The 23,020-nt window shown below is 73.6% G+C and carries 17 protein-coding genes and 2 tRNA genes; 10 read left to right on the forward strand and 9 right to left on the reverse strand.

Annotated features, from left to right (window positions below; all coding sequences use genetic code 11):
- Positions 1-98 precede the first annotated feature (98 nt).
- The 6 genes from ACZ6K0_RS14065 (at position 99) to ACZ6K0_RS14090 (ending at position 8,409) form a co-directional block, all read left to right on the forward strand.
- Complete coding sequence (locus ACZ6K0_RS14065) at positions 99-1,676, forward strand: peptidoglycan-binding protein (RefSeq protein WP_469233758.1); 1,578 nt, start codon at positions 99-101, stop codon at positions 1,674-1,676.
- Positions 1,677-1,701: 25 nt separating this feature from the next.
- Complete coding sequence (locus tag ACZ6K0_RS14070) at positions 1,702-3,924, forward strand: SPFH domain-containing protein (protein ID WP_469233756.1); 2,223 nt, start codon at positions 1,702-1,704, stop codon at positions 3,922-3,924.
- A 145-nt stretch (positions 3,925-4,069) separates the two neighbouring features.
- Positions 4,070-4,663, forward strand: coding sequence for a lytic polysaccharide monooxygenase auxiliary activity family 9 protein (locus tag ACZ6K0_RS14075; protein ID WP_376405768.1), 594 nt, complete (start codon positions 4,070-4,072; stop codon positions 4,661-4,663).
- A gap of 81 nt (positions 4,664-4,744) precedes the next feature.
- Entirely contained in the window at positions 4,745-6,406 is a 1,662-nt protein-coding gene (locus tag ACZ6K0_RS14080) for an AMP-binding protein (protein WP_469233754.1), read from the forward strand.
- A 96-nt stretch (positions 6,407-6,502) separates the two neighbouring features.
- Positions 6,503-7,816, forward strand: a complete 1,314-nt coding sequence (locus ACZ6K0_RS14085; RefSeq protein ID WP_376405530.1) for a sensor histidine kinase — start codon at positions 6,503-6,505, stop codon at positions 7,814-7,816.
- Positions 7,738-8,409, forward strand: a complete 672-nt coding sequence (locus tag ACZ6K0_RS14090; protein WP_376405532.1) for a response regulator — start codon at positions 7,738-7,740, stop codon at positions 8,407-8,409. Before ACZ6K0_RS14085 ends, ACZ6K0_RS14090 begins: the two co-directional genes overlap by 79 nt.
- Positions 8,410-8,495: 86 nt before the next feature.
- Here ACZ6K0_RS14090 and ACZ6K0_RS14095 read toward each other — a convergent pair.
- Positions 8,496-8,569, reverse strand: a tRNA-Lys gene (locus tag ACZ6K0_RS14095).
- An 87-nt stretch (positions 8,570-8,656) separates the two neighbouring features.
- Positions 8,657-9,415 carry an IclR family transcriptional regulator gene (locus ACZ6K0_RS14100; protein ID WP_024758909.1) on the reverse strand — a complete coding sequence of 253 codons (759 nt, stop codon included), beginning with the start codon at positions 9,413-9,415 and terminating at the stop codon, positions 8,657-8,659.
- A gap of 359 nt (positions 9,416-9,774) precedes the next feature.
- Here ACZ6K0_RS14100 and ACZ6K0_RS14105 point away from each other — a divergent pair, with 359 nt between their 5' ends.
- Both ACZ6K0_RS14105 and ACZ6K0_RS14110 read left to right on the forward strand, forming a co-directional pair.
- Positions 9,775-10,884 carry an LLM class flavin-dependent oxidoreductase gene (locus tag ACZ6K0_RS14105; protein ID WP_469233751.1) on the forward strand — a complete coding sequence of 370 codons (1,110 nt, stop codon included), beginning with the start codon at positions 9,775-9,777 and terminating at the stop codon, positions 10,882-10,884.
- A gap of 259 nt (positions 10,885-11,143) precedes the next feature.
- Positions 11,144-12,853 carry a glycosyl hydrolase family 18 protein gene (locus ACZ6K0_RS14110; RefSeq protein WP_376405537.1) on the forward strand — a complete coding sequence of 570 codons (1,710 nt, stop codon included), beginning with the start codon at positions 11,144-11,146 and terminating at the stop codon, positions 12,851-12,853.
- 187 nt (positions 12,854-13,040) lie between these two features.
- Here ACZ6K0_RS14110 and ACZ6K0_RS14115 read toward each other — a convergent pair whose 3' ends face one another.
- Complete coding sequence (locus tag ACZ6K0_RS14115; RefSeq protein ID WP_469233749.1) at positions 13,041-15,110, reverse strand: putative bifunctional diguanylate cyclase/phosphodiesterase; 2,070 nt, start codon at positions 15,108-15,110, stop codon at positions 13,041-13,043.
- Between the two features lie 355 nt (positions 15,111-15,465).
- Here ACZ6K0_RS14115 and ACZ6K0_RS14120 point away from each other — a divergent pair, with 355 nt between their 5' ends.
- Positions 15,466-16,716 carry a M6 family metalloprotease domain-containing protein gene (locus ACZ6K0_RS14120; RefSeq protein ID WP_469233748.1) on the forward strand — a complete coding sequence of 417 codons (1,251 nt, stop codon included), beginning with the start codon at positions 15,466-15,468 and terminating at the stop codon, positions 16,714-16,716.
- Positions 16,717-16,777: 61 nt separating this feature from the next.
- Here ACZ6K0_RS14120 and ACZ6K0_RS14125 read toward each other — a convergent pair.
- From ACZ6K0_RS14125 to ACZ6K0_RS14150, 6 genes are all read right to left on the reverse strand, one after another.
- A tRNA-Lys gene (locus tag ACZ6K0_RS14125) sits at positions 16,778-16,851 on the reverse strand.
- A complete protein-coding gene (locus tag ACZ6K0_RS14130; RefSeq protein WP_376405543.1) occupies positions 16,842-17,471 on the reverse strand; it encodes a hypothetical protein in 630 nt (209 codons plus the stop codon). The genes ACZ6K0_RS14125 and ACZ6K0_RS14130 overlap by 10 nt, the downstream gene beginning before the upstream one ends.
- 180 nt (positions 17,472-17,651) lie before the next feature.
- Positions 17,652-18,008: a hypothetical protein gene (locus ACZ6K0_RS14135; protein ID WP_469233747.1), complete on the reverse strand. Its 357-nt coding sequence runs from the start codon at positions 18,006-18,008 to the stop codon at positions 17,652-17,654.
- A gap of 164 nt (positions 18,009-18,172) precedes the next feature.
- Entirely contained in the window at positions 18,173-19,531 is a 1,359-nt protein-coding gene (locus tag ACZ6K0_RS14140; protein WP_376405547.1) for an AAA domain-containing protein, read from the reverse strand.
- Complete coding sequence (locus ACZ6K0_RS14145; RefSeq protein WP_469233744.1) at positions 19,528-21,117, reverse strand: hypothetical protein; 1,590 nt, start codon at positions 21,115-21,117, stop codon at positions 19,528-19,530. The genes ACZ6K0_RS14140 and ACZ6K0_RS14145 overlap by 4 nt, the downstream gene beginning before the upstream one ends.
- On the reverse strand, positions 21,108-22,286 hold the full coding sequence (locus ACZ6K0_RS14150) for a hypothetical protein (protein WP_469233742.1): 1,179 nt from the start codon (positions 22,284-22,286) through the stop codon (positions 21,108-21,110). Before ACZ6K0_RS14150 ends, ACZ6K0_RS14145 begins: the two co-directional genes overlap by 10 nt.
- A gap of 124 nt (positions 22,287-22,410) precedes the next feature.
- Between ACZ6K0_RS14150 and ACZ6K0_RS14155 the strand changes: the two genes are divergently transcribed.
- The gene (locus ACZ6K0_RS14155; protein WP_376405553.1) at positions 22,411-23,004 is read left to right on the forward strand and encodes a histidine phosphatase family protein; all 594 of its coding nucleotides are present in this window, start codon (positions 22,411-22,413) and stop codon (positions 23,002-23,004) included.
- Positions 23,005-23,020: the final 16 nt, after the last annotated feature.

Genomic DNA, 23,020 nt, shown 5'->3' on the forward strand with positions numbered 1-23,020 from the left:
GGCCGTCGATCCGTCAAAATGCGATTTGTCCAGACAGTTGAGACACTGGCGCCCGAAACGAGGGTCAAAAGATCTTGACGAGTGTGGAGGGGAATCGCATGAGCGTGCCGGTCTTCGAGGAGTTCGAACCCGCGGCCGACTGCGGCTGCCCGGGCTGCGCCCAGCAGCGCCGTGGCCTCGCGCTTGGCCTGCCCGTACGGGCGGGCGGCCACCCGGCCGCGCACGGCGCGCGCCGCGCGCTGGTCCTGGTGACGGCGGCGGGAGTGGTCCTTGGCGGGGGAGGGGCGGGAGTGGCGACGGCCCTCGCCCGCCCGGCGGAGCCGGCCGGCCCGACGGGCCCGTTCACCCCTGCGGACGCGGACCCGGGCGCGGTTGCGGCCCCGGGCGCGGGCGCGGGTGCGGATGCGGGTGTCGGTGCGGGCTTGGGGGCGAGCGCGAGCGCGGGTGCGGGTGCGGGCGTGGAGGTGGAGTCGGCGGTCCTGCGGGAGCGCTCGGCCGCCGCGGACGCCGCCGACGCGGTGACCCCCTGGCCCGGGCCGGAGACCCCGCAGGGCGGGCGGGAGCCGCTGCACGGAGCGCCGGGCCCCGGCTCCCAGCCCTCCCCGAACGCGACGCCGGGCACCGGCACCGGTACGGGCACGGTCGCGACCCCGACGACCAGTCAGATCTCGACGGGCACGCTGCGGCAGACGACCCGGGCCGAGATCATCAACCGCGCCAAGCTGTGGGTGACCGCGCAGGTCCCGTACTCGATGGAGAAGTACTGGTCGGACGGGTACCGCCAGGACTGCTCCGGCTACATCTCCATGGCCTGGAACCTGCGCAGCAACGAGTGGACCGGCAGCCTCGACCGCTTCGCCGAGCGGATCGACCGCACCGAGCTCCAGCCCGGCGACATCCTGCTGTTCCACAACCCGGCCAACCCGACGCGCGGCTCGCACGTCACGATCTTCGGCGGCTGGACCGACTACACCCACACCTCGTACATCGCGTACGAGCAGACCAAGCCGCGCACGCGGAAGCAGGCGACGCCGATGGCGTACTGGGAGAACTCCGACCGGTACGTGGCCTACCGCTACAAGGGCGTGGTGAGCGGCGGCAGCGGGGGCGGCACGACCGGCGGCGGGTCGAATCCGACGACGCCGGCCACGCCGTACCCGGGGACGGCGATGTTCGGCCCGGGCGCCGACAACGCGTACGTCACGCAGCTCGGGAAGCTCCTCATCGAGCGCGGCGGCAAGAAGTACTACAGCAAGGGCGCCGGTCCGAAGTGGGGCGATGCGGACCGGCGGGCGACCCAGGCGTTCCAGCTGGCGCAGGGCTGGAAGGGCAAGGAAGCGGACGGTCTGCCGGGGCCGCAGACGTGGCGGCTGCTCGTGACCGGCACGGGGAAGAGCATCGGCGGATCGGGTGGTTCGGGAGGGTCGAGCACGGATGGGACGGAGTTCCCCGGGCGTGGCTCCTTCCGTCCGGGCCAATCCAACGCATATGTGGAGAAGCTGGGCAAACAACTGGTGAAGCGGGGCTTCGGCAAGCACTACCTGTCGGGACCCGGTCCGCGCTGGACGGAGGCGGACCGCCGCAACGTCGAGGCGTTCCAGCGGGCTCAGGGCTGGCGCGGCGGAGCGGCCGACGGCTACCCGGGCCCGGAGACCTGGCGGCGCTTGTTCCGATGACCCCGAGAGCATGAGGTGGACCCGAATGACCGCATCGACCCCGACCCCCGCGGACTCCGGCGCGGCGGCCTCGCGTGACGCGGCCCGCACGGCCAGACGTCTGACGGACGGCACCCTTCCGCGCACGTCACCCCACCCGGGCGGGGAACCGGTACCGCCCGCCACGGCCACGCCCCCGCACCAGACCCCGACACCACCTGCCCCGGCGGCCACGACCGCGACCGCCGCGCCTCCGAGCCCGACCGTCGCCGACACGCCGACGGCCGACACGCCGACGGCCGCCCCGGCCGACCGGGCCGACCGGATCGCGCCGCACCCGGCCCCCGGCGAGACCGCCGGGCCGTCCGCTCCGGCGGCGAGTGCGCCCGCGCCCGGGGGTGCGCCCTCGGGTGCGCCCTCGGGTACGCCCGCCCCTTCGGCTCCCGAGGCGGCTACGCCGACGGGCGCGCACCCCCTGGGTTCGGTCGCCGGTACGACCACGGGTCCGTCCGCCCCGGCGGCATCTGGGCAAGAGCCGCCGACGAGCGCGGCCGCGGGGGCACCCGCCCCCACCGCACCGAGCGGGGCCTCCCCGGCGGCGGAACAGCCCGCCGCCGAGCGACCCGCCACCGCACGCCCCGTCGACCCGGCGGTCGCCGTGAAGCCGACGGTCGCCGCGACCCCGGCGGTCGCCCTGACCCCGACCGCCGCCCGTACGGCGACCCCCGAGGCCGACCGTCCTTCCACCGGTACGCCGGCGGAGACGCCCGACAGCGCGTCGCCGGCCCCGGTGGCCGCTTCGGCTCCGGTGACCGGGTCGGCTCCGGCGGCCGCTTCGGCTGCCGTGGACACCACGCCCGCCGCCGTGCCCGTGCCCCCGGTCACCGCGAAGGCCACCGCCAAGGTCTCCGTGGTGAAGGAGCGCGTCGACGTGCCCGACTTCGCACGGATCACGGGTGCGCGGGTCGCCGCGCTCGCCGTGCCCGTCGCCGGTGTCGTACGGGTGGCGCGGCGCAAGAACGTGATCGGGGCCGAGACCACCGGCTCCATCCCGGTGCACCTGCTCTTCCGCGACGAGCCGGAGGGCGGCGCCCCCGCGCTCGGCGCGACCGTGGACGACGGAGGCCCCGACACCCTCGCGATGGCCGCGCCCACCGCCCCCGCGAAGAACGGCAAGGCCGCCATCCCGGCACCCGCGAAGACGCAGACGCAGACCGAGAGCCAGAAGAAGCAGGCGCAGCCGCAGGCGAGGACCAAGGGGCAGGCCAAGCCGTGGTCCTCGACCCCGGCTCCGACTCCGGCCCTCCCCCCGGCCCCCACCCGCGAGCAGTCCCGGTCCGCCTCCCGCCCCGCGCCCACCGCCGATCCGGATCTCGTCGAGCGGCCAGGACCGGTGCTGCCCGGCTGGGTCGGTGTGGCCGGCGGCGCCCTCGCGCTCGCCGGATGCGCGGCGCTCGTGTGGTGGACCGGGGCCGTGCCCGCCGAGGCGGCGCGGATGCTGCGGCTGCCGGCCCGCCCGTACCACGGCATCCACCTCGGCCAGTGGGCGCTGCTCGCGCTCGGCGTCGTCGCCACCCTCTTCGCGCTCGGCGGGCTCGGCCGCGGCCGGGTCGGCTACGCCTGGGTCCTGACCCTCTTCGGCGACTACCGCGGCACCGTCCGCCGTACGGGCCTGGTCTGGGTCAGCCCGCTCCTGCTCCGGCGTCGCGTCGACGTCCGGCTCCGGCACTGGCGCAGCGAGCCGCTGCCCGCGGTCGACGCGAAGGGCACGGCCCTGGACGTCGTCGTCCTCGTCGTGTGGCGGGTGCGGGACACCGTCCGCGCCGCGCTGGGGGTCGACGGCCACGAGGAGTACCTGCGCGAGCAGGTGGAGGCGGCGATGGCCCGGGTGCTGTCGCAGCTTCCGGCGGACGCCTTCCACGAGGACGCCCCGACGCTCCGGGACGCGGAGGCGGTCGGCGAGGCCCTGACGCGGATGCTGTCGGCGGAGTGCGCCCCGGTCGGGGTCGACGTCTTCTCGGCGCAGCCGACCCGTATCGAGTACGCCCCGGAGGTCGCGGCGGCGATGCAGAGGCGACGGATCGCGGCGATCGACGCGAAGCACCGGGACAGTGTCCTGACGTCGGTGGTGGACGCGGTGGACGACGTGGTCCACCGGCTGACCAGTCGTGGTCTGGTGGAGCTGGACGACTACGAGCGCAAGGCGCTGGTCAAGGACCTGACGGTGGCGTTCTACACGGGGAGGACGGCGCCGGCGGAGGGGGCCTGAGGGGATGGACATGTTCAACTTCCGTCCATACCTTGGTACTTGGTCCAGACCAAAATGAGTCACCCGAAGCAAACCCGGTAAGACCGCACGCGTGCGCACGGCCCAACGGAACTCCCCCACGTTCTCCTGGAGCGACAGCATGCACATGCGCAAGAAGTCCGTCGGGACGGCGGTGGTGGCGCTCGGCGTCGCCGGCGCCTCCCTCCTCGCCACCGGCAGTGCGGGAAGCCACGGCTACACCGACTCGCCGATCAGCCGTCAGAAGCTCTGCGCCAACGGCACCGTGACCAACTGCGGCTCCATCCAGTGGGAGCCGCAGTCGGTCGAGGGCCTCAAGGGCTTCCCCGCCGCCGGTCCCGCCGACGGCAAGATCTGTTCCGCCGGGCTCACGCAGTTCGCCCAGCTCGACGACCCCCGGGGCGGTGCGTGGCCCGCGACGCAGCTCACGTCCGGGCAGAGCTACAGCTTCCGCTGGCAGTTCACGGCCCGGCACGCCACCAGCAACTTCAAGTACTACATCACCAAGAACGGCTGGGACCCGAGTCAGAAGCTGACCCGGGCCGCGCTCGACCCGCAGCCGTTCCTCACCGTCCCCTACAACAACCAGCAGCCGCCGGCGACCCTCTCGCACTCCGGGACGATCCCGGCGGGCAAGACGGGCCGTCACCTGATCCTGGCGGTGTGGACGATCGCGGACACCGCGAACGCCTTCTACGCCTGCTCGGACGTCAAGTTCTGACGGCCGCGTCCTGACCGTCGCGTTCTGACGGTCGCGTCCTGACCGTTCAGATCTGACGGAACGTCAGTTAAAGTCCGGTCCATGAGGGGTGCGGACACCGTCGCGGAGCTCGTACGGCGCCAATGGGGCGACCGCCGGATCGGCCTGAGGGACGAGCACCACACCCTCAGCCACCACGAGGTCGCCGCGGGCGCCGCCGCGCGGGCCGCACTGCTCGTGGACCTGATGCCACCCCTGCCGGGGCGCGAGCCGCACCTCGGCATCCTGCTCGACAACACGCCGGAGTACCCGCTCTGGCTCAGCGCGGCGGCCCTCGCGGGGGCCGCCGTCGCCGGGATCAACCCCACCCGGCGCGGCGCCGAACTCGCCCGGGACATCCGGCACACCGACTGCCGGATCCTGGTCACCCAGCGCGCCCACCTGCCGCTCCTCGACGGCCTGGCGCTGCCCGGGCTGCGGATCCTCGTCACGGACACCGACGCCTACCGGGAGCTCCTCGCCCCCTACGGGGACGCCCGCCCCGGCGACGCGACCCTCGGTCCCGTACGCCCCGACAGCCGCTTCCTGCTCTCCTTCACCTCCGGTTCGACGGGCGCGCCCAAAGCCGCGCTCTGCAGCCAGGGACGGCTCGCGGCCGCCGGCGCCTCGCTCGTCGCCCACTTCGGCGTACGGGCCGACGACGTCCACTACGTCTGCATGCCGATGTTCCACGGCAACGCGGTGATCGCGGACTGGGCGCCCGCGCTCTCCGCGGGCGCGGGAGTCGCGCTGCGGGCCCGCTTCTCGGCGTCCGGCTTCCTGCCCGACGTACGCCGCTTCGGCGCCACCTACTTCACGTACGTGGGCCGGGCCGTCCAGTACCTGCTCGCGACCCCGCCCGGCCCGGACGACCGTGCGCACGGGCTGCGCCTCGGCTTCGGCACGGAGGCGGGGGCGGTCGACGCGGCCCGGTTCCGGGAGCGGTTCGGGGTCCCGCTCGTCGAGGGGTACGGCTCCTCCGAGGGCGGCGCGGCGATCCAGCGGACCCCGGACACCCCGACCGGGGCGATCGGGCGGGCCGCGCCGGGCGACGACCTGGCCGTCCTGGACGCGGAGACCGGCAAGGAGTGCGCACCGGCCCGCTTCTCGCCCACGGGACGGCTCCTCAACACGGACGAGGCGGTCGGCGAGCTCGTCAACCGGGGCCGCAGCCCCTTCGAGGGCTACTGGCGCAACCCCGAGGCGGAGGCGGTCCGGCTGCGCGGGGGCTGGTACTGGACGGGCGACCTCTTCTACCGGGACGAGGCCGGATTCCTCTACTTCGCGGGCCGCACGGACGACCGCCTGCGGGTCGACAGCGAGAACCTGGCGGCGGCGATGATCGAGAACATCCTCGCCCGCTGGGACCGGGCCGCCGGGGTGGCGGTGTACGCGATACCGGACCCGGTCGCCGGCGACCAGGTCATGGCGGCGCTGGCCCTGCGCGAGGGGGCCGTCTTCGACCCGGCGGAGTTCGCGGACTTCCTCGCCGCGCAGCCGGACCTGGGCACGAAGATGCCGCCGCGCTTCGTCCGCGTGATGGGCGAGCTGCCCCTCACGGCCACCAACAAGATCCACCGCGTGGGCCTGCGCCGGGCGTCCTTCCTCTGCCCCGACCCGGTCTGGTGGCGCCCGACCCCCACCGCCCCGTACGAACCCCTGACCCCCGAGGCGACCGCCGCCCTCCAGGAGGAGTACGCCCGCCACGGCCGCACCCCGGCCTGATCGGCGGGAAGGCCCCGGGGTAGGCCCAGCCCCACCCCCGCCACGCCCCCCAGGCCCATGGCCCCGCCCCCGGTCCCGCGCCTACCGTGGGCGCCCATGGAACCCCGTAACCCCTGGCAGGCGCTCACCCGGTCACGCTTCCCGCTCGGCTCCTGGCCCTGGCGGGCCGCCGGGTACCTCGCGACCGGGGGGATCGTCGGGGGCCTCGCCTGTCTCGTGCTCCTCGTGCTCGGGGTGTTCTCGCTGTTCCTCGTCGGGCTGCCGCTGCTCCTCCTCTCCGGGGTCGCCCTCGGCTCCGTCGAGCGGCTCCGGCTGAGGCTCGTCGACCTGGACCCGGCCCCCGACCCGCACCGCGTCCCCACCGCACCCGGCCTGGCCGCCTGGCTCCGGCTCCGCGCGGGGGAGCAGGCGACCTGGCGGGAGCTCGGGTACGGGCTGCTGCTCGCCACCGTCCTGTGGCCCCTCGACCTCATCGCGCTCGCCGTCGGCGTCGGCCTGCCCGTCGCCCTCCTCAGCGCCCCGTTCCAGCTGGCGGCCGACGGCCACGAGGCCAAGGTCGTCAAGGCGTACCTGGTCACCTCCTACCCCGAGGCCTTCGCCGCCGCCCTCCTCGGCGCCCTCCTCCTCGTCGCCCTCGCCTACCCCCTCGCCGCCGTCGCCGGGGCCCGCGCCGCCCTCGCCCGGGCCCTGCTCGCCCCGCGCGAGACCGACGCGGGGGACGGCGGGATCGGTGAGGTCATCGCCTCCCGCGCCCGGCTCGTCGACGCCTTCGAGGCCGAGCGCCGCCGCATCGAGCGCGACCTCCACGACGGCGCCCAGCAGCGGCTCGTGGCCCTCACCATGACCCTCGGCCTCGCCCGCCTCGACGCCCCGCCGGGACCGCTCGCCGACCAGCTGGCCAAGGCCCACGCGGAGGCCGGGCAGGTCCTGACCGAGCTGCGGGAGCTGATCCACGGCATCCATCCGCAGGTCCTGGCCGACTACGGCCTCGGCGCGGCCCTCGCCGACGCCGCCGACCGCTCGGCCGTCCCCGTCGCCACCGACATCGAGCTGCCCCGGCTGCCCGCCTCCGTGGAGAGCGCCGGCTACTTCGCGGGCTGCGAGGCGCTCGCCAACATCGGCAAGCACAGCGGGGCCGCCCAGGCGAGGATCACCGCCCGGCACGCGGACGGCGTCCTGCGGCTCGACGTCGAGGACGACGGGCGGGGCGCCGCCGACCCGGCCCGGGGCAGCGGGCTCACCGGACTCGCCGACCGGATCGCCGTCCTCGATGGCACACTGACGATCATGAGCCCGCCGGGCGGGCCGACCCTCCTCCGAGTGGAGATCCCGTGCCGATCGCTCCCCGCGCTCCCCGAAAGCTCCGCGTCGTCCTCGCCGAGGACAGCGTCCTCCTCCGCGAGGGACTGATCGGGTTCCTGACGCGTTTCGGCCACGAGGTCGTCGCCGCCGTCGGTGACGCCGACGGCCTGCGCGAGGCGGTCGGCGCCCACGACCCGGACATCGTCGTCACCGACGTCCGGATGCCGCCCGGCTTCCAGGACGAGGGGCTGCGCGCCGCCGTCGCGCTCCGCGCCGAGCGGCCCGGCCTGCCGGTCCTCGTCCTCAGCCAGTACGTGCAGCGCAGCTACGCCGCCGACCTCCTCGACTCGGGCGACGGCACCGGCGTCGGCTACCTCCTGAAGGACCGGGTGGGGCAGGTCGAGGAGTTCGTCGAGGCCCTCACCCAGGTCGCCGACGGCGGTACGGTCGTCGATCCCGAGGTCGTACGGCAGCTGCTGCGCCGCCACCGGGACCCGCTGGAGGCGCTGACCCCGCGCGAGCGGGAGGTCCTCGGCCTGGTCGCGGAGGGGCACTCCAACGGGGAGATCGCCCGCCGGCTCGTGGTGACCGAGGCCGCCGTCGGCAAGCACATCGGGAACATCCTGGCCAAGCTCGACCTGCCGCAGGCCGAGGACACCCACCGCCGCGTCCTCGCCGTCCTCACCTACCTCAGGGCCTGAGGGGCGGGAGGGGCGGGAGGAGCGGGAGTACGCGCACGAGCACGACAAGAAAGCCCCCCGCCGAAGCGAGGGGCTTTCTCTGTCTGTGCGCCGCCAGGGACTCGAACCCCGGACCCGCTGATTAAGAGTCAGCTGCTCTAACCAACTGAGCTAGCGGCGCTTGCTGACAGAGAAAATACTACCTGGTGTTCCGGGGTGCTCGTGACCGCCCCGCCGGAGCACCGTCCGGCGGGTTCGCGCACCTCGGCTAGATCGCCAGCGACAGCACCACCGGAGCGGCCCGCCGGTTGAGCGTGTCCGCCGCGGCGCGCAGCCGGTGGGCGTGCTCGATCGGCAGGGAGAGCGCCAGGCAGCCCACGGCCGAGCCCGCTGTCAGCGGGACGGCGGCGCAGACCGTGCCGACCGCGTACTCCTGGAGGTCCAGCACGGGGACGGTCGCCGGCTGGCTGTCGAGCTTCGAGAAGAGGATCCGCTCGTTGGTGATCGTCCGGGAGGTCAGCCGGGCGATCTTGTGGCGGGCGAGGTGGTCCCGCCGCCCGTTCTGGTCGAGCTGGGTGAGCAGGCACTTGCCGACCGCGCTGGCGTGCGCCGCCGAGCGGAAGTCCACCCACTCGTTGACCTTCGGGGTGCGCGGGCCGTCGGCGAACTGGGTGATCTTCACCTCGCCGTCGATGTACCGGCTGATGTAGACGGCCGCGCCGACGGAGTCGCGCAGTTCGGTCAGGGTCTCCTGGAGCTTGGCCTCCAGCGCTTCGCGGCGGGTCAGGCCGGAACCGAGGAGGACGAGGGAGTCCCCGATGACGTAGGCGCCGTCGGCGACCTGCTCGACGTACCCCTCGCGGCGGAGCATGAGGAGCAGTGACGAGAGGTGGGCGACGGGCAGGCCGGTCTCGCGGGCGATCTGGACGTCCGTCACTCCGCCACCGTGCCGTGAGACCGTCTCGAGGACGCGCAAGGCGTATTGCACCGAGTGGAACGGCGCGGTGGGCTCGGGCTTCAGCGCCACGGTTTCCCCCTACCAGGTTGTGACCGCAAGCTTTCGTACCACGATAGCCGCCAAGGACCGTTTCAGGGGCGGCTGTTGGCGAGAATGATGCGGAGGATCCCCGCCGTACGCTGCGGCGCACCACCCTGGCATATGCCTATGTCATGACTCCTTCAGAGAGTCTCAGGTCAGGGCCGTGCGGGGTCGGGTTCGCGCGCGCGTTCGGGTGGTGAGGACCGGAAGATTTTTTACGGGGAAGCGGACCCGCCCAGGGCCCTTCCGGTGGCCGAGAACGTACGGAATAACCGGAGACCCCCTCCTGTTGTGGATCGGATGCAGTGTCCGCACCAACCGCACGTGTGCCGAGGAGGGTCCCTACGGTGACCGACGCTATTCGAGGAGAGGCGCGGGGAACCGCGCCCGTACCGCTGTCCGTACTGGACCTGGTGACCGTCGGCAGCGGGCGGACCGCGACACAGGCGCTGGCCACCAGCGTCGAGCTGAGCCGGCTCGCCGAGCGGCGCGGCTTCCACCGGCACTGGGTGGCCGAACACCACTCCATGCCCGGTGTCGCCTCCTCGTCCCCGGCCGTGATCCTCGCCCACCTCGCCGCCCACACCCGCCGCATCCGCCTCGGCTCCGGCGGCGTGATGCTGCCCAACCACGCCCCGCTCGTCATCGCCGAGCAGTTCGGCACCCTGGAGGCCTTCGCCCCGGGCCGGATCGACCTCGGACTCGGCCGCGCCCCCGGCACCGACGGCGCCACGGCCGCCGCCCTGCGGCGCACGAACACCCTGAACGAAGGTGCCGACGACTTCCCGGAGCAGCTCGCCGAGCTCACCCGTTTCCTGGACGACGACTTCCCGGACGGGCACCCGTACGCCCGGATCCACGCCGTGCCCGGCCCCGTGCAGGGCCCGAAGGGCCGGCCGCCGGTCTGGCTGCTCGGCTCCTCCGGCTTCAGCGCCCGCCTCGCCGGCCTGCTCGGGCTGCCCTTCGCCTTCGCCCACCACTTCTCCGCCCGCAACACGATCCCGGCGCTCGACCTCTACCGGGACTCCTTCCGGCCCTCGGGGGTCCTCGACGCCCCGTACGCGATGATCGGCGTCTCGGCGTTCGCCGCCGACGAGGCGGCGCGGGCGCGCGGCGAGGTCCTCGCGGGCGCCCTCGCGATGCTGCGCCTGCGCACCGGCAGGCCGGGCCTGGTGCCGACGCCTGAGGAGGCGGAGGCGTACGACTTCAGCCCCGCCGAGCGGGAGTTCGTCGACGGCTGGCTGGCGAACATCGTCTACGGCACCCCGGACGAGGTCCGGACGGGGCTGGACGACCTCCGGAAGCGCACGGGCGCGGACGAGCTGATGATCACGGCCAACGGGCACGGCGGGGAGGTCCGGATCCGGAGCTACGAGCTGATCGCCGACGCGTACGAGCTCCCCGAGCTCCCCGATCTCCCCGCGCCGTCGGACTCCGAGCCGGGGTCGGCCGGGTAAAAAACCCGGGATTCCGCGACCGGTTGGTTCACCCCTGAACCACCCTCGCGGCACCCCTAAGCGAACCTTAAACCGCTCGTCACCCATGGTGGCGGGCGGTTCCGCTTTGTGCTGCACCTCTCTGACAAGGGCTTTCGTGCGCGAATTGGTCTAGTCCTCAATCTGGTTCAGACCATTGACGCGATGTTCATGTGCCGGTTATCACTTCCTCAGCTCCTGTACGGCACCACCCAGTTCTCCCCCACTTCGGAGGCCGCACGTGCACCCCCGTAAGCCCTTGATCGCCGCGCTTCTCAGCTCGGCCCTCGCCGCCGGCGCGCTTGCCGCGACCGTCGGCCTCGGCTCCGCCCAGGCGGCCGACTCGTCGACCACTGCCTCTGCGGGCAACGTGCGCATCGCGTACTACGACCAGTGGAGCGTCTACGGCAACGCGTTCTACCCCAAGCACCTCGACACCCGGGGCATCGCGAGCAAGCTGGACGTCATCAACTACTCGTTCGGCAACATCCACCCCACCAACCTCACCTGTTTCGAGGCCAACAAGGCCGCCGGTGACGACAACAACCCCAACGCGGGTGACGGTGCGGGCGACTCGTACGCCGACTACCAGAAGTCCTTCAGCGCGGCGGACAGCGTCGACGGCGTCGCCGACAAGTGGGACCAGCCGATCGTGGGCGTCTTCAACCAGTTCAAGGAACTGAAGGCGAAGTACCCCCACCTGAAGATCAACATCTCGCTCGGCGGCTGGACCTACTCCAAGTACTTCAGCGACGCGGCGAAGACGGACGCGAGCCGCAAGAAGCTCGTCTCCTCCTGCATCGACCAGTACATCAAGGGCAACCTGCCCGTCGAGGGCGGCTTCGGCGGCGCGGGCACGGCGGCCGGCATCTTCGACGGCATTGACATCGACTGGGAGTACCCGGGCTCCTCCGGCGGCCACCTGGGCAACCACTACGCCCCCGAGGACAAGCAGAACTTCACCCTCCTCCTCGCCGAGTTCCGCAAGCAGCTCGACGAGTACGGCGCGGCCAACGGCGGCAAGAAGTACCTGCTGACCTCGGCCCTCCCGGCCGGCCAGGACAAGATCAAGTACATCGAGACCGACAAGATCGGCCAGTACTTGGACTACGCCAACATCATGACGTACGACATGCACGGCGCCTGGGACGGCGACGGGCCGACGTACCACCAGTCCCCGCTGTACCCCTCGACGAACGACCCGACCGACGTGATCGCGCCGGGCACCGAGAAGTACAGCATCGACTCGGCCATCGACTCCTGGATCGACGGCAACCCGACCTACGGCATCGCGGGCGGCTTCCCCGCCAACAAGCTGACCCTGGGCTACGAGTTCTACTACCGCGGCTGGAAGGGCGTGCCGGCCGGCACGACCAACGGCCTCGCGCAGACCGCGACCGGCGGCTCCAACGTCCGCCCGCTGAGCCAGCAGGCCGGCATCGCGCACTACAAGGAGCTCGGCGGCATCGTCGACAACGCGTCGACGACCTTCTGGGACGACCAGTCGAAGTCCTCGTACTTCTACAAGGACGGCGAGTTCTTCACCGGCCTCAACCAGAAGTCCATCCAGGCCCGCGTGGACTACTCCAAGCAGCGCGGTCTGGCCGGCGCGATGATGTACTCGCTCCTCGGCCTGGACGACAACGCCACCCTCCTGGGCCAGATCAACACCGCGCTCGGCGCCACCACCACCCCGCCGACCACGACGCCGCCGACCACCCCGCCGACGACGCCGCCCACCACCCCGCCCACCACGCCCCCGACCACGCCTCCGACGACGCCGCCCACGGGCTGCGGCTCGGTCCCGGCGTACGTGGCCGGCACGGTCTACAACTCGGGCAACGAGGTCTCCCACAACGGCCGCAAGTACAAGGCCCAGTGGTGGACCCAGAACGAGACGCCGGGCACGACCGGCGAGTGGGGCGTCTGGAAGGACCTCGGCGCCTGCTGAGTGCCTGACCCGCTGAGCACCCCACTCGGCACCCCACGCGGTACCCCACCGCGCACCACCTCATGAGCCACTGCCCCCGCCCGGAATGTCCCTCCGGCCGGGGGCAGTTCCATGCCCTGCGTCCTACGGGGACGGGGGCGAGGGCGGGCGGGGTCGTACGGGTCGGGGTCGTAAGGGTCGGGCGGGGTCAGACCCGCAGGGGCTCCGTGCCGATCAGTTCGGCGATACGGTCCGGGGCCACCGCCCGCGAGTACAGCCAGCCCTGCCCCGTGTCGCAGCCGATCCGGCGCAGCCGGGCGGCCTGCCCCGAGGTCTCGACGCACTCGGCGGTGACCGTGAGCCCGAGCCGGTGCGCGAGCTGGACGAGCGCCTCGACGATCAGCTCGTCGGCCGGGTTGGCGTGTTCCTCGTCCTGGAAGCCGCGGACGAAGGAGCCGTCCAGCTTGAGCACGGAGACCGGCAGCCGGCTCAGATAGGCGAGGTTCGAGTAGCCGGTGCCGAAGTCGTCGATCGCGATCCGCACGCCCATGTCGCTCAGCGCCTGGAGGGCCTGGAGCGGCCGTCCGGCCGAGCCCATCACGGCGGACTCGGTCAGTTCGAGCTGGAGCAGGTGCGGGGCGAGCCCGGTCTCCGCGAGGATCCCGGCGACGTCCGCGACGAGGTCGGAGTCCCAGACCTGACGGACCGCCACGTTGACGCTGACGAAGATCGGGCGCTCGCGCGGATGGTCCTTCTGCCACTGCCGGGCCTGCCGGCAGGCGGTCCGCAGGACCCACCGCCCGAGCTCGACGATGGAGCCGTCCTCCTCGGCGATGCCGATGAACCGATTCGGCGGGAGCGAGCCGAACTGCGGGTGGTTCCAGCGCACCAGCGCCTCCACCCCGCGCACCGCCCCGTCCGCCAGATCCACGAGCGGCTGGTACTCCAGGCCGAACTCCCCGCGCTCCACGGCCGGGCGGAGCGTGGAGGAGAGGGCCTGCCGGGTCATCCGGTGGGCGTTGCGCTCCGGGTCGAAGAGGGTCCAGCGGGCCTTGCCGTCCGCCTTCGCCCAGTACAGCGTGGTGTCGGCGGCCTGCATGAGCGCGGTCGCCGTCGTCCCGTGCGCGGTGCGCTCGACGACGCCGATCGAGGCGGAGACCGCGAGCCGCTGACCGCCCAGGTCGAAGGGGAGCTGGAGCGCGCGGAGCACCGAGCGGGCCAGGTCGGCCAGTTGCTCCGTACCGGTGGAGTCCTCGACGAGGATCGCGAACTCGTCGCCGCCGAGCCGCGCCACGAGGTGGCCGCCGCTGCGGGTGTAGCCGTCGCTGTCCGCGCACTCCGTCAGGCGGGCGGCGACGGCGGCGAGGAGCCGGTCGCCGATCCGGTGGCCGAGGGTGTCGTTGACGGCCTTGAAGCCGTCGAGATCGAGGTAGCAGAGACCGATCCGCCCTGTTCTGCCATACCCGTACGACTCATGTGACTCGTGTGACTCATGCGACTCGTATGACGAGCCGACCGGCGGCGCGCCGTCCGTCGCGACGTCCTGGGCGATCTCCTCGGCGGCGGTCTGGGCGGCGGTCTGGGCGGCGTCCTGGGCGGCGGCCTCCAGCGCGGCCGAGAGCCGCTCGAAGAACAGGGCCCGGTTGGGCAGCCGGGTCACCGGGTCGTGCATCTGGAGGTGGCGCAGCCGCGCCTGGAGCTCGCGCCGGTCGCTGATGTCCGCGATCGACAGGAGGACGCGCCGGCTGTCCGGTACGGGGGAGACGGTGACCTCGGCCCACAGTGAGCGCCCGTCGGGGTGCTTGAGGCGGCGCGTGCAGCGGAAGCGGGAGCGGCGGCCGCGGAGCACCTCGCGGTACGCGTGCCAGGTGCGGCCGTCGGAGGCGAGGTCGACGAGATCGGCGGCGGCCTGCTCGCGGAGCGCCCCGGCCTCGGTCCCGAGGAGGGCGCCGAAGGAGTCGTTGGCCGTGACGACGATGCCGTCCTGGTCGACGACGGCCATGGCGAGCTGCGCGGCCCGGAAGGCGGCGCGGTAGTCCCGGAGTTCGGCGGCCCGGCGGTCGGCGGGGAGCCCGGTCCGGCGGTCGGTCCGGAGCTCGGGGTCGAACTCGGGGCGGCGACCGGACCAGAGGCCGGGCCGGAGGTCGGCGACGTGGCCGGGGTCGTGGCCGGTCTGTTGCGTGGCACAGGGGTCGACGTGACGCTCCGTGACGGCGAGGTCGGTCGGGGTCGTCTCCGGCGGCTCTGGATGCACCGGTCCTTCGGGGGTTTCGCTCACCGCTCGCTCCCGTAGTGCAGTCGGGCCGTTCACATGTGGTCGGGATGGTCGGCCAAGGAAAGTGTGCCGATCATAGAGCCAGCTCGGGGGCCCGTTCCAGCTTCGGGGCCGCCGCGGGGAGCGCCGACCGCTGTGAGGCTCCCCACCGCCACCCCCCGCCTGACCGTTTCTGCACGGGTCTGACACGGGTCGGTGGTGACGTGACCGATTGTGACTTTCCGTGAGGCGATGCCCGCTCGTGTCGCGTCGACCCCGTGGTGCTCCCTCACCCGACCGGGGCAGCGGAAACATGCGAAACGCCGCAAACCATCACAAGGTGGTTGTGGTGTCCCGCCCTATCGATCCGGAGGTCCACGTGAGGGGTCAGCAGCCACCCGGGGGAGTGGAGCGGCCGAGCCTGCGTTCCGGCGCGGCGGCCTTCACCGCGCTCGCCGCGCTCGCCGCCACCGGGCTCGTCGCCGGCCCCGCCGTGGGCGCGCCCGTGGCGAACCCCTGCGTCCTGCCCCGCACCGCGGCCCATCACTCGCTCGGCCTCGACACCTGGAACGGCTCCTATCCGCGTCCCACCCGCACCCTCGACGCGGTCATGATCTTCCTGTCGTTCCCGGACGCCACACCGCTCACCACCCCCGCCGACCTCACCGCCGACCACTTCCCGGCCACCAGCGAGTACTTCGAGCGCGCCTCCTACGGCCGCTTCGCCCTGCGCCCGCACGCCCGGTCCGAGTGGACCCGGATGCCGCGGGAGTCGAGCGCGTACGACATACGGCGCGACTGGGACTCCGGGAAGCGCGCGGCCTATCTGCGCGACGCGGTCGCCGCCGCCGACGCGGACGTCGACTTCTCGCTGTACGACGTCGTCTACCTGGTCGCCGACCCGGACGCGCCCGGCGTGGACTCCGACGCGACGAAGGTCGTCAACCTCGAACGCCCGATGGAGGTCGACGGCACCGAGATCAAGCGGGTCGTCACGGTCTTCGAGCGGCACCCGCCCGACCGGAACGTCCTCGCGCACGAGACCGGCCACGTCTTCGACCTGCCCGACCTCTACCACCGTCCGGCGGACGGCAAGGGCGACTGGGACACCCATGTGGGGGACTGGGACGTCATGGGCAGTCAGTTCGGTCTCGCGCCCGACCTCTTCGGCTGGCACAAGTGGAAGCTGGGCTGGCTCTCCCGCGCCCAGGTGACCTGCGTGCAGGGGCCCGGCCCCCAGCTGGTCAGCCTGGAGCCGACCGACGCCCCGCCCACCGAGAGCGGCGCTCTCGGCACCCGGCTCGCGGTCGTGAGGACCGGCCCGGACAGCGTCCTGGCGATCGAGGCCCGGGGCTCCACCGGCAACGACGCCGACACCTGCACCGAGGGCGTCCTCGTCTACCGGGTGCGCAACGGCGCGGCCTCCGGCGACGGCCCGGTCCAGGTCGTCGACGCCCACCCGCGCACCGAGGCGTGCTGGGACCGCTCCGTCTACCCGCCGCTCGCGGACGCGCCGCTGGAGGAGGGCGAGACGTTCACCGTGCCCGGGACGGGCGTCCGCGTCGAGGTGGCGGACCGTACCGAGGCGGGCGGCTGGACGGTGAAGGTCACCCCGCCGGGAGCGGGCTGACCCGGGAGGTCACGGGAGAACGAAGAAGCCCCCCGCTTCCGCGAGGGGCTTCTTCCGTCTGTGCGCCGCCAGGGACTCGAACCCCGGACCCGCTGATTAAGAGTCAGCTGCTCTAACCAACTGAGCTAGCGGCGCCTGCTGACGTCGTAGACATTAGCACCCGGATCGGCGGGAGGAAAAATCGATACCCGCACGTCGGGGGCGGAGGCGGCCCGGGCGGCCCGCACGCAGGCCCAGAGCATGACCTCGGGCCCGGGCAGCCAGGGGTTCCGCGTGTCGGGCGCCACCAGCCAGCGGGGTCCGGCGGAGTCGGCCGGGGTGAGCGGGGGCACGGTCACCGCGTCCCCGACGCCGTGACAGAGCGGCCGGGGGACGGCGTCGCCCCACTCCTCCCAGTCGAGCAGTGCCGGTAAACGCTGGGCCGTCCCGGGCGCGGCGAACAGCATCATCCGGCCCCGGTGCACGGCGACGGGCCCGGAACCCGGGCCCTCCTCCCACAGGCGGTCCAGCATCCGGCGCCCGAAGACCGGGTCCACGTTGACGACGTCGAAGACCGTCCCGCAGGGCAGCGCCGCCGGCGAGGCCGGGCTCGCCTCCCAGCGGGTGAGCGCGGCCCCTGGCCGGCCCCCGGCGGCCGAGGCGAGCCAGGCCGCCCCGTCGGCGGTCACGCGGGCCGTCTGGTGGCGCCCCTCGTCGCCCTCCCGCAGGAAACGGAAGATGTCGTACGGGGTCTCGTCGCGCAACCAGGTCGTCATGTGATCAGATCTACCGGCCGTGACCATGCGGTTTCCGAGAGTTGCCGGAATCTCGGACAAGAGGGGTGGGCGAGGAGTATCGTGCGCCCCGCATATGCCACGGGACGCCTCCGCCCGGCCTACTCGCGGGCTGCTTCCCGGCCCGCGCCCCCGTCCGCGCCCCAGGTTCGCGCCTGGCGGTTACTCCTCCGCCGAGCGCCCGTTCGACCGGATCAGACCGCGGCCGAACTCGATCATCTTCAGGGCGTAGTCCTCGGTCCACTCCGCCCGCTCGGCGACGTCCGCCGCCGTCAGCCGGTCGAACCGGCGCGGATCCGCCAGCTGCGCCGCCGCGATCGCCTGGAACTCCGTCGCGCGGTCCGTCGCCGCGCGGAACGCGAGCGTCAGCTCCGTCGCCCGGGCCAGCAGTTCACGCGGGTCCTCTATCGACTCCAGGTCGAAGAAATGCTCCGGATCGGCGGTCGCCTCGGCAGGCTCGAAGACCAGCGGTGCCGGCCGAAGCCGTCGCTGTCCGCTCCGCTCAGCGGGTTCCGCCATCGTTCTTCTCCTCCTCGCACAGGCACGGCCCGGGATCCCGGGCCGCTTTCCATTGTCCCGCCCCGCGCAAGAGCGCGAGGCCCCCGCTGCGCGCCCCGGTTCTGCTCCCGGACCCCTGTTTGGCGCCCGGACCCCGCCTTCGGGGCCCGTTCCCCGGAACGGCCCTACGCCGCGCCCGGATCCCACGCCACCCGGTGCTCCGCCAGGTGGGAGAGGACCGCGTGGTTCGCCTCCCAGCCGTCGGGGAACGACACGGCCGCGCCGAGTCGCACCGGCTCCGTCGACGGATGCTCGTCGAGGAGCTCCGAGACGCCCGCGCGGCAGACCACGACGCAGGCGTGCCGGTGCCGGGAGGCGAGCACGCACAGGCGGCCCGTCTCCAGGTGGAAGGCGGTCGCGTCCGGCCGCCCCGACAGCGGATGGAGGACGACGGTGACGTCGTACTCGCGGCCCTGGAGCCGGTTCGCGGTGTCCACCGTCACGCCCGTCACACCGAGGCCCGCGAGCGCCGCCCGGACCGCCGCCGCCTGGTCGCGGTGGGCGGTGCCGACCGCGATCCGGTCGGGCGTCAGGGGCACCGGACGATCGGACCGCTCCGAGACCGCCGCCCCGCCCCGGTCCAGGAGCCGTCGGACGACCAGGGCGACCGCGCCGACCGCCTCCGGATCGGTGCGCGGGGTGGTGCGGGCCGGCAGTTCGAGCAGTCCCCAGCCCGACTCCGCCGCCTCGTCGAGGACCCGGTCGGGACCCGAACCGTCCGACGCCACCCCGAAGGAGAGCGTCCGGTCCCCGGGCCCGGTGCCGCTGCGGAACGGCGTGTACGGGTAGAAGGCGTCCGAGACCAGCGGCGCCGCCGATGCGGGCAGCCGCCACGACACCGGCAGCCGGTGCTGCGGCAGCTCCGGATTGTGCGCGAGCAGCGTGGAGACGGCCGAGGCGGAGGGGTCGTACGAGAGCCCCGCCCACTGCTCCGCTCCCACCACCGAGAAGGGGTCCAGCTGCCCGGGGTCGCCCACGAACAGCGCCCGCTCGAAGAGGCCCGCCACGGAGAGGAGCGCGTCCGAGCGCATCTGGTAGGCCTCGTCGACGATCGCGTGCGCCCACGGCTCGACGTTCTTCACGTGCGCCCACTTGGCGGAGGTGGAGAGCACGACCGGCAGCCCCGTCAGCTCCCCGGGCTTCGCCGACTTCCGTACGTTGGCCAGGTCGTCGAGCGCCTTGTCGTACGGGTCGCTGTCGTTCGAGTGCAGCCGGCCCACCTCCAGGCCGGGCTCCTTCTCGGCGAGCCGCAGCACCAGGTCGTCCACCTGCGCGTTCGTCTGTGCGACGACCATCAGGGGACGCCCGGCGGCGGCCAGTTCGAGTGCGGCCCGGACGACCAGGGTCGACTTCCCGGCGCCCGGCGGGGAGTCCACGACGACACCGCGGGAGGTGCCGTGCAGGGTGTCCGCCAGGATGCCGTCCGTCGCCCGGCCGGCCTCGGCGGACGGATCGAAGCGAGGTTCACCGGTCGTCACGGTCACAGCACGTCCTCGGGGGTCACGGCGTCGGGCAGTTCGACGGCGTCCGTCCGCGGCGGACCGCCGTGCGTCCAGGGCGTCTCCTCCGGGTCCGGCAGCTTCGGCCCGACCCGCTGCTCGTGCTCGAACAGGGTCCAGGCGATCCGCTCGCCCTTCTCCGGCACCGAGCCCGCCGCCGGCTCCTTCGACCGCCCCATCCTGTCGAGGAGCCGCAGGACCAGCGAGCCGTCCTCCTCGTACCGCACGAACTCCGCCGCCTGCGGCTTCCCGTCGAGCGAGCGGAACACCTTCGCCTTCTCCGCCAGGTGCGGCCGGTCCTCCGTGCGGACCGTGAGCAGCGGGCGCGGCGCGGGCCGCTTCGACTCCGTCCACGCCATCGTCACCTCGGCCACCTCCGCCGCGAACGCCTCGCCCGCGAGCCGCCGCCCCGCCAGGACCAGCGGGTCGTCGAGCGCCTCGTGGGCCTCCAGCTGCCCCTGCGCCTGCTCGCGGGCCGCGAGCTTCGAGGCCGCCCCCACGGCGTCGTCCCGGCGCGGCTGCGGCGGCTCACCGGCCGTGATCCGGTCCCGGTGGCCGGTGAACGACCACCGGTCGCGGGTCCAGCGGTCCTCGACCCTGGCGCCCTCCGGCAGCTCCCGCAGCAGGTCGAGCGCCTGCCAGACCGCGTCCCAGGTCGGCTTCAGCTGCGAGGCGACGAGCCGCCGGATCTCCCGCTCGGCCCGGTGCAGCTCGCCGAGGCCCGTGTCGGCCGCCTCGCCGTCCTCGGCCGCGCCGAGCGCCTGCCGGGCCCGGTCGTACCGCTCGATCGCGGGCGCGAGCAGCCTGTTGTCGAAGGCCGGGTCGGTGGCGGGACCGGCCGGCGGGCACAGCAGCTGACCCCGCTCGTCCCGCCCCGCCTCGGCCCGCAGCGCCCCCTCGGGGCCGGTCTCCCCGTCGGACGGGTCGATCCAGGCGAGCAGCGCGCCCAGGTGCTGGTCCTCCAGGGAGGACTGGCCGGTCGCCCAGTGCCGGTTGAGCAGGTCCGTCGCGGCGAGCAGCAGCGAGGACCCGGGGACCCGCGCCCGCTCGCCGAAGTGCGTCAGCCAGCGTCCGAGCAGCGGCACGCGCGGCGGCGCAGGAAACGGCGTCTCCGGGTCCTGCTCGGCCGTCCGCCGGAACCGCGTCGACCGCCCCAGCAGCCGTACGTACTCGATGCCCGCCCGGCTCGGCACGATCAGCTGCGGCGCGTCCGCGCACAGCTCGACCTCGACCTTCACCTTCTTGCCGGTCTCGGGGTCGACCTCGCTCCGCTCCGCCGCCTCGACGGCGTCCGTGAACGCGTCGACGTACGGCAGGACCTCCTCCGCCAGGTCGGCGAGGAACGCGAACCGCAGGTCCCGGTCCCGGGGCTGCGCCACCACCAGGAGCCGCGGCTCCTCGCGGTCGGTGCCGACGAGCGCGCCGAGCGGCGCGCCCGCCTCACCGGCGGTCGTCAGGGGGACGAGGACGAGCGGCCGCGCGGACACGTGCCGGTGGCGGACGGTGGCCAGCGGCTGGGCGCGGCCCGACTCGACGGCCTCCATCCGGGCGAGCGCGGAGATCAGTGACATACGGGAGCCTCCTCGGACCGTGCCGACGCCCGGCCCGAAACCTCCGCGCGCAGGACAGACGCCCGGTCCAGCGCCTCCTGGCGCAGCGCCCGAGCCCGGCGCAGGGCCGCCACCGCCGGGTCGTCCGGGTCGCCGGCCTCGCCGCGCGCCGCCGCCAGGACCGCGCCGACCGTCGTCAGGCCGCCCAGCTCACCCCGTACCGCCCGGCCCAGGGTCTCCACCGCGCCCGCCTCCCGGGCCCGCGCCCGGCAGTGGAAGGCCAGCTCGCAGGCGGCCAGGCACTCCGGCGCGTACGCGTGGGGCACGGACTCCACGGCCTCCGTCAGCTCCGCCGCCGAACACCCCGCCACGTCGAAGGTGACGCCCTCCGGCACGGCGTCCGCGATCTCGTCGATACGGGTCAGCCGGGCGAGCTGCCGCCGGGTCACCGACCGCTGCTTGCGCACGTCGACGACCGAGGCCGTCGGCACGTTCGAGAAGTCCTTCGGGCAGACGAGGACCACCGAGTGCGCGACCCGCGCGCCCTCGGTCACCGCCGCCACCCGTTCGAGCGCGAGCACGTACACGGCGGACTGCCGGGCCGCCGCGCCCACCTTCGACGCGTCGGCCGCGCCGTCGATCATCGGGAAGGACTTGATCTCGACGACCGTCCACCGCCCGTCGGGATCGACCACCACCGCGTCCGGCTCCAGATAGACCGGGGCGCCGGCCACCTCCAGGGCGAGCAGCGGATGGTCGAGCAGCGCCCACGCCCCGGCCGCGGTCGCCTCCCGCAGCGCGAGCGCCGTACGGGCCGTCCGCCCCTGCGGCCCGGCCGCCGCCAGATCGGGCACCGAGACCGCGCCGGGCTCCTCGACGCCGAGCAGCCGCAGCAGCTCACGGCCGCCGTCCGCCTTGACCTTCGCCTCGAAGGAGTTGCCCCGCATGATCGCGAACTGCGACTGGCCGAACGGCGCGGGGGAGCCCAGCTTCGACGCGAGCGCCGCCTTGTCGACCCCGGCGCCGTCGAGCAGCGCCCGACGCCGGCAGCCGGGATTGGCGGCGAGCGCCGCGAGCGCCCGCGCGTCCAGGGCGCGCGGTGCCGTGCCCGGTCCGCGCAGATCGGCCAGCTGATGCCGAAGGGTCGTCTGCGAGGGTCGGGGCAGACCGCTGTCCAGGGATGCGCTCACCCGCGGAAGTCTCGCATCCGCCACTGACAACCGTCCCGAGGTCGCCCGTTCGTCACCCCGAATTCGGGTGGGAGATGATGGGAGAGGCACGTCCGCACACCGTGAACCCCTGGAGAGCCTTCCCATGGCACCGCGCATCCTGCTCGCCCGGCACGGCCAGACCGAGTGGTCTCTTCTCGGCCGGCACACCGGCAGGACCGACATCCCCCTGCTCGACGAGGGCCGGCGCGGCGCGAAGCTGCTCGGCGAGCGGCTCCACCGCGGACCCTGGCGGGGGCTGCCCGACGTGGAGGTGCGCACCAGCCCGCTGGTCCGGGCGAGCGAGACCTGCGAGATCGCCGGCTTCGGCGACCGCGCCGAGCCGTGGGACGCGCTGATGGAGTGGGACTACGGGGCGTACGAAGGGATGACCCCGGCCCAGATCCAGGCCGTCCGCCCCGGCTGGCTGATCTGGCGCGACGCCGTTCCCGAGGGGGAGTCGCTCGCGCAGCTGTCGGCCCGCGCCGACGAGATCGTCGAGTGGGCCCGCTCCGCCGACCGCGACGTCCTGGTCTTCGCCCACGGCCACATCCTGCGGTCGATCGGCGCGCGCTGGCTGGGCGAGGACGTCTCGTTCGCCTCCCGCATCCGCCTCGACCCGACGAGCCTCTCGGCCCTGGGCTGGGCGTACGGCGCGCCGGCGATCGAGCGCTGGAACGACACCGGCCACCTGGAGTAGAGGGCACTGCGGCCCT

Source organism: Streptomyces sp. NPDC042346, from assembly GCF_055581845.1.

Bases quoted from the DNA above. Each gene is read 5' to 3' on its own strand.
- ACZ6K0_RS14065 (WP_469233758.1), top strand. From the start codon at position 99: ATGAGCGTGCCGGTCTTCGAGGAGTTCGAACCCGCGGCCGACTGCGGC.
- ACZ6K0_RS14070 (WP_469233756.1), top strand. From the start codon at position 1,702: ATGACCGCATCGACCCCGACCCCCGCGGACTCCGGCGCGGCGGCCTCG.
- ACZ6K0_RS14075 (WP_376405768.1), top strand. From the start codon at position 4,070: ATGCGCAAGAAGTCCGTCGGGACGGCGGTGGTGGCGCTCGGCGTCGCC.
- ACZ6K0_RS14080 (WP_469233754.1), top strand. From the start codon at position 4,745: ATGAGGGGTGCGGACACCGTCGCGGAGCTCGTACGGCGCCAATGGGGC.
- ACZ6K0_RS14085 (WP_376405530.1), top strand. From the start codon at position 6,503: ATGGAACCCCGTAACCCCTGGCAGGCGCTCACCCGGTCACGCTTCCCG.
- ACZ6K0_RS14130 (WP_376405543.1), bottom strand. From the start codon at position 17,471: ATGACGACCTGGTTGCGCGACGAGACCCCGTACGACATCTTCCGTTTC.
- ACZ6K0_RS14135 (WP_469233747.1), bottom strand. From the start codon at position 18,008: ATGGCGGAACCCGCTGAGCGGAGCGGACAGCGACGGCTTCGGCCGGCA.
- ACZ6K0_RS14145 (WP_469233744.1), bottom strand. From the start codon at position 21,117: ATGTCACTGATCTCCGCGCTCGCCCGGATGGAGGCCGTCGAGTCGGGC.
- ACZ6K0_RS14155 (WP_376405553.1), top strand. From the start codon at position 22,411: ATGGCACCGCGCATCCTGCTCGCCCGGCACGGCCAGACCGAGTGGTCT.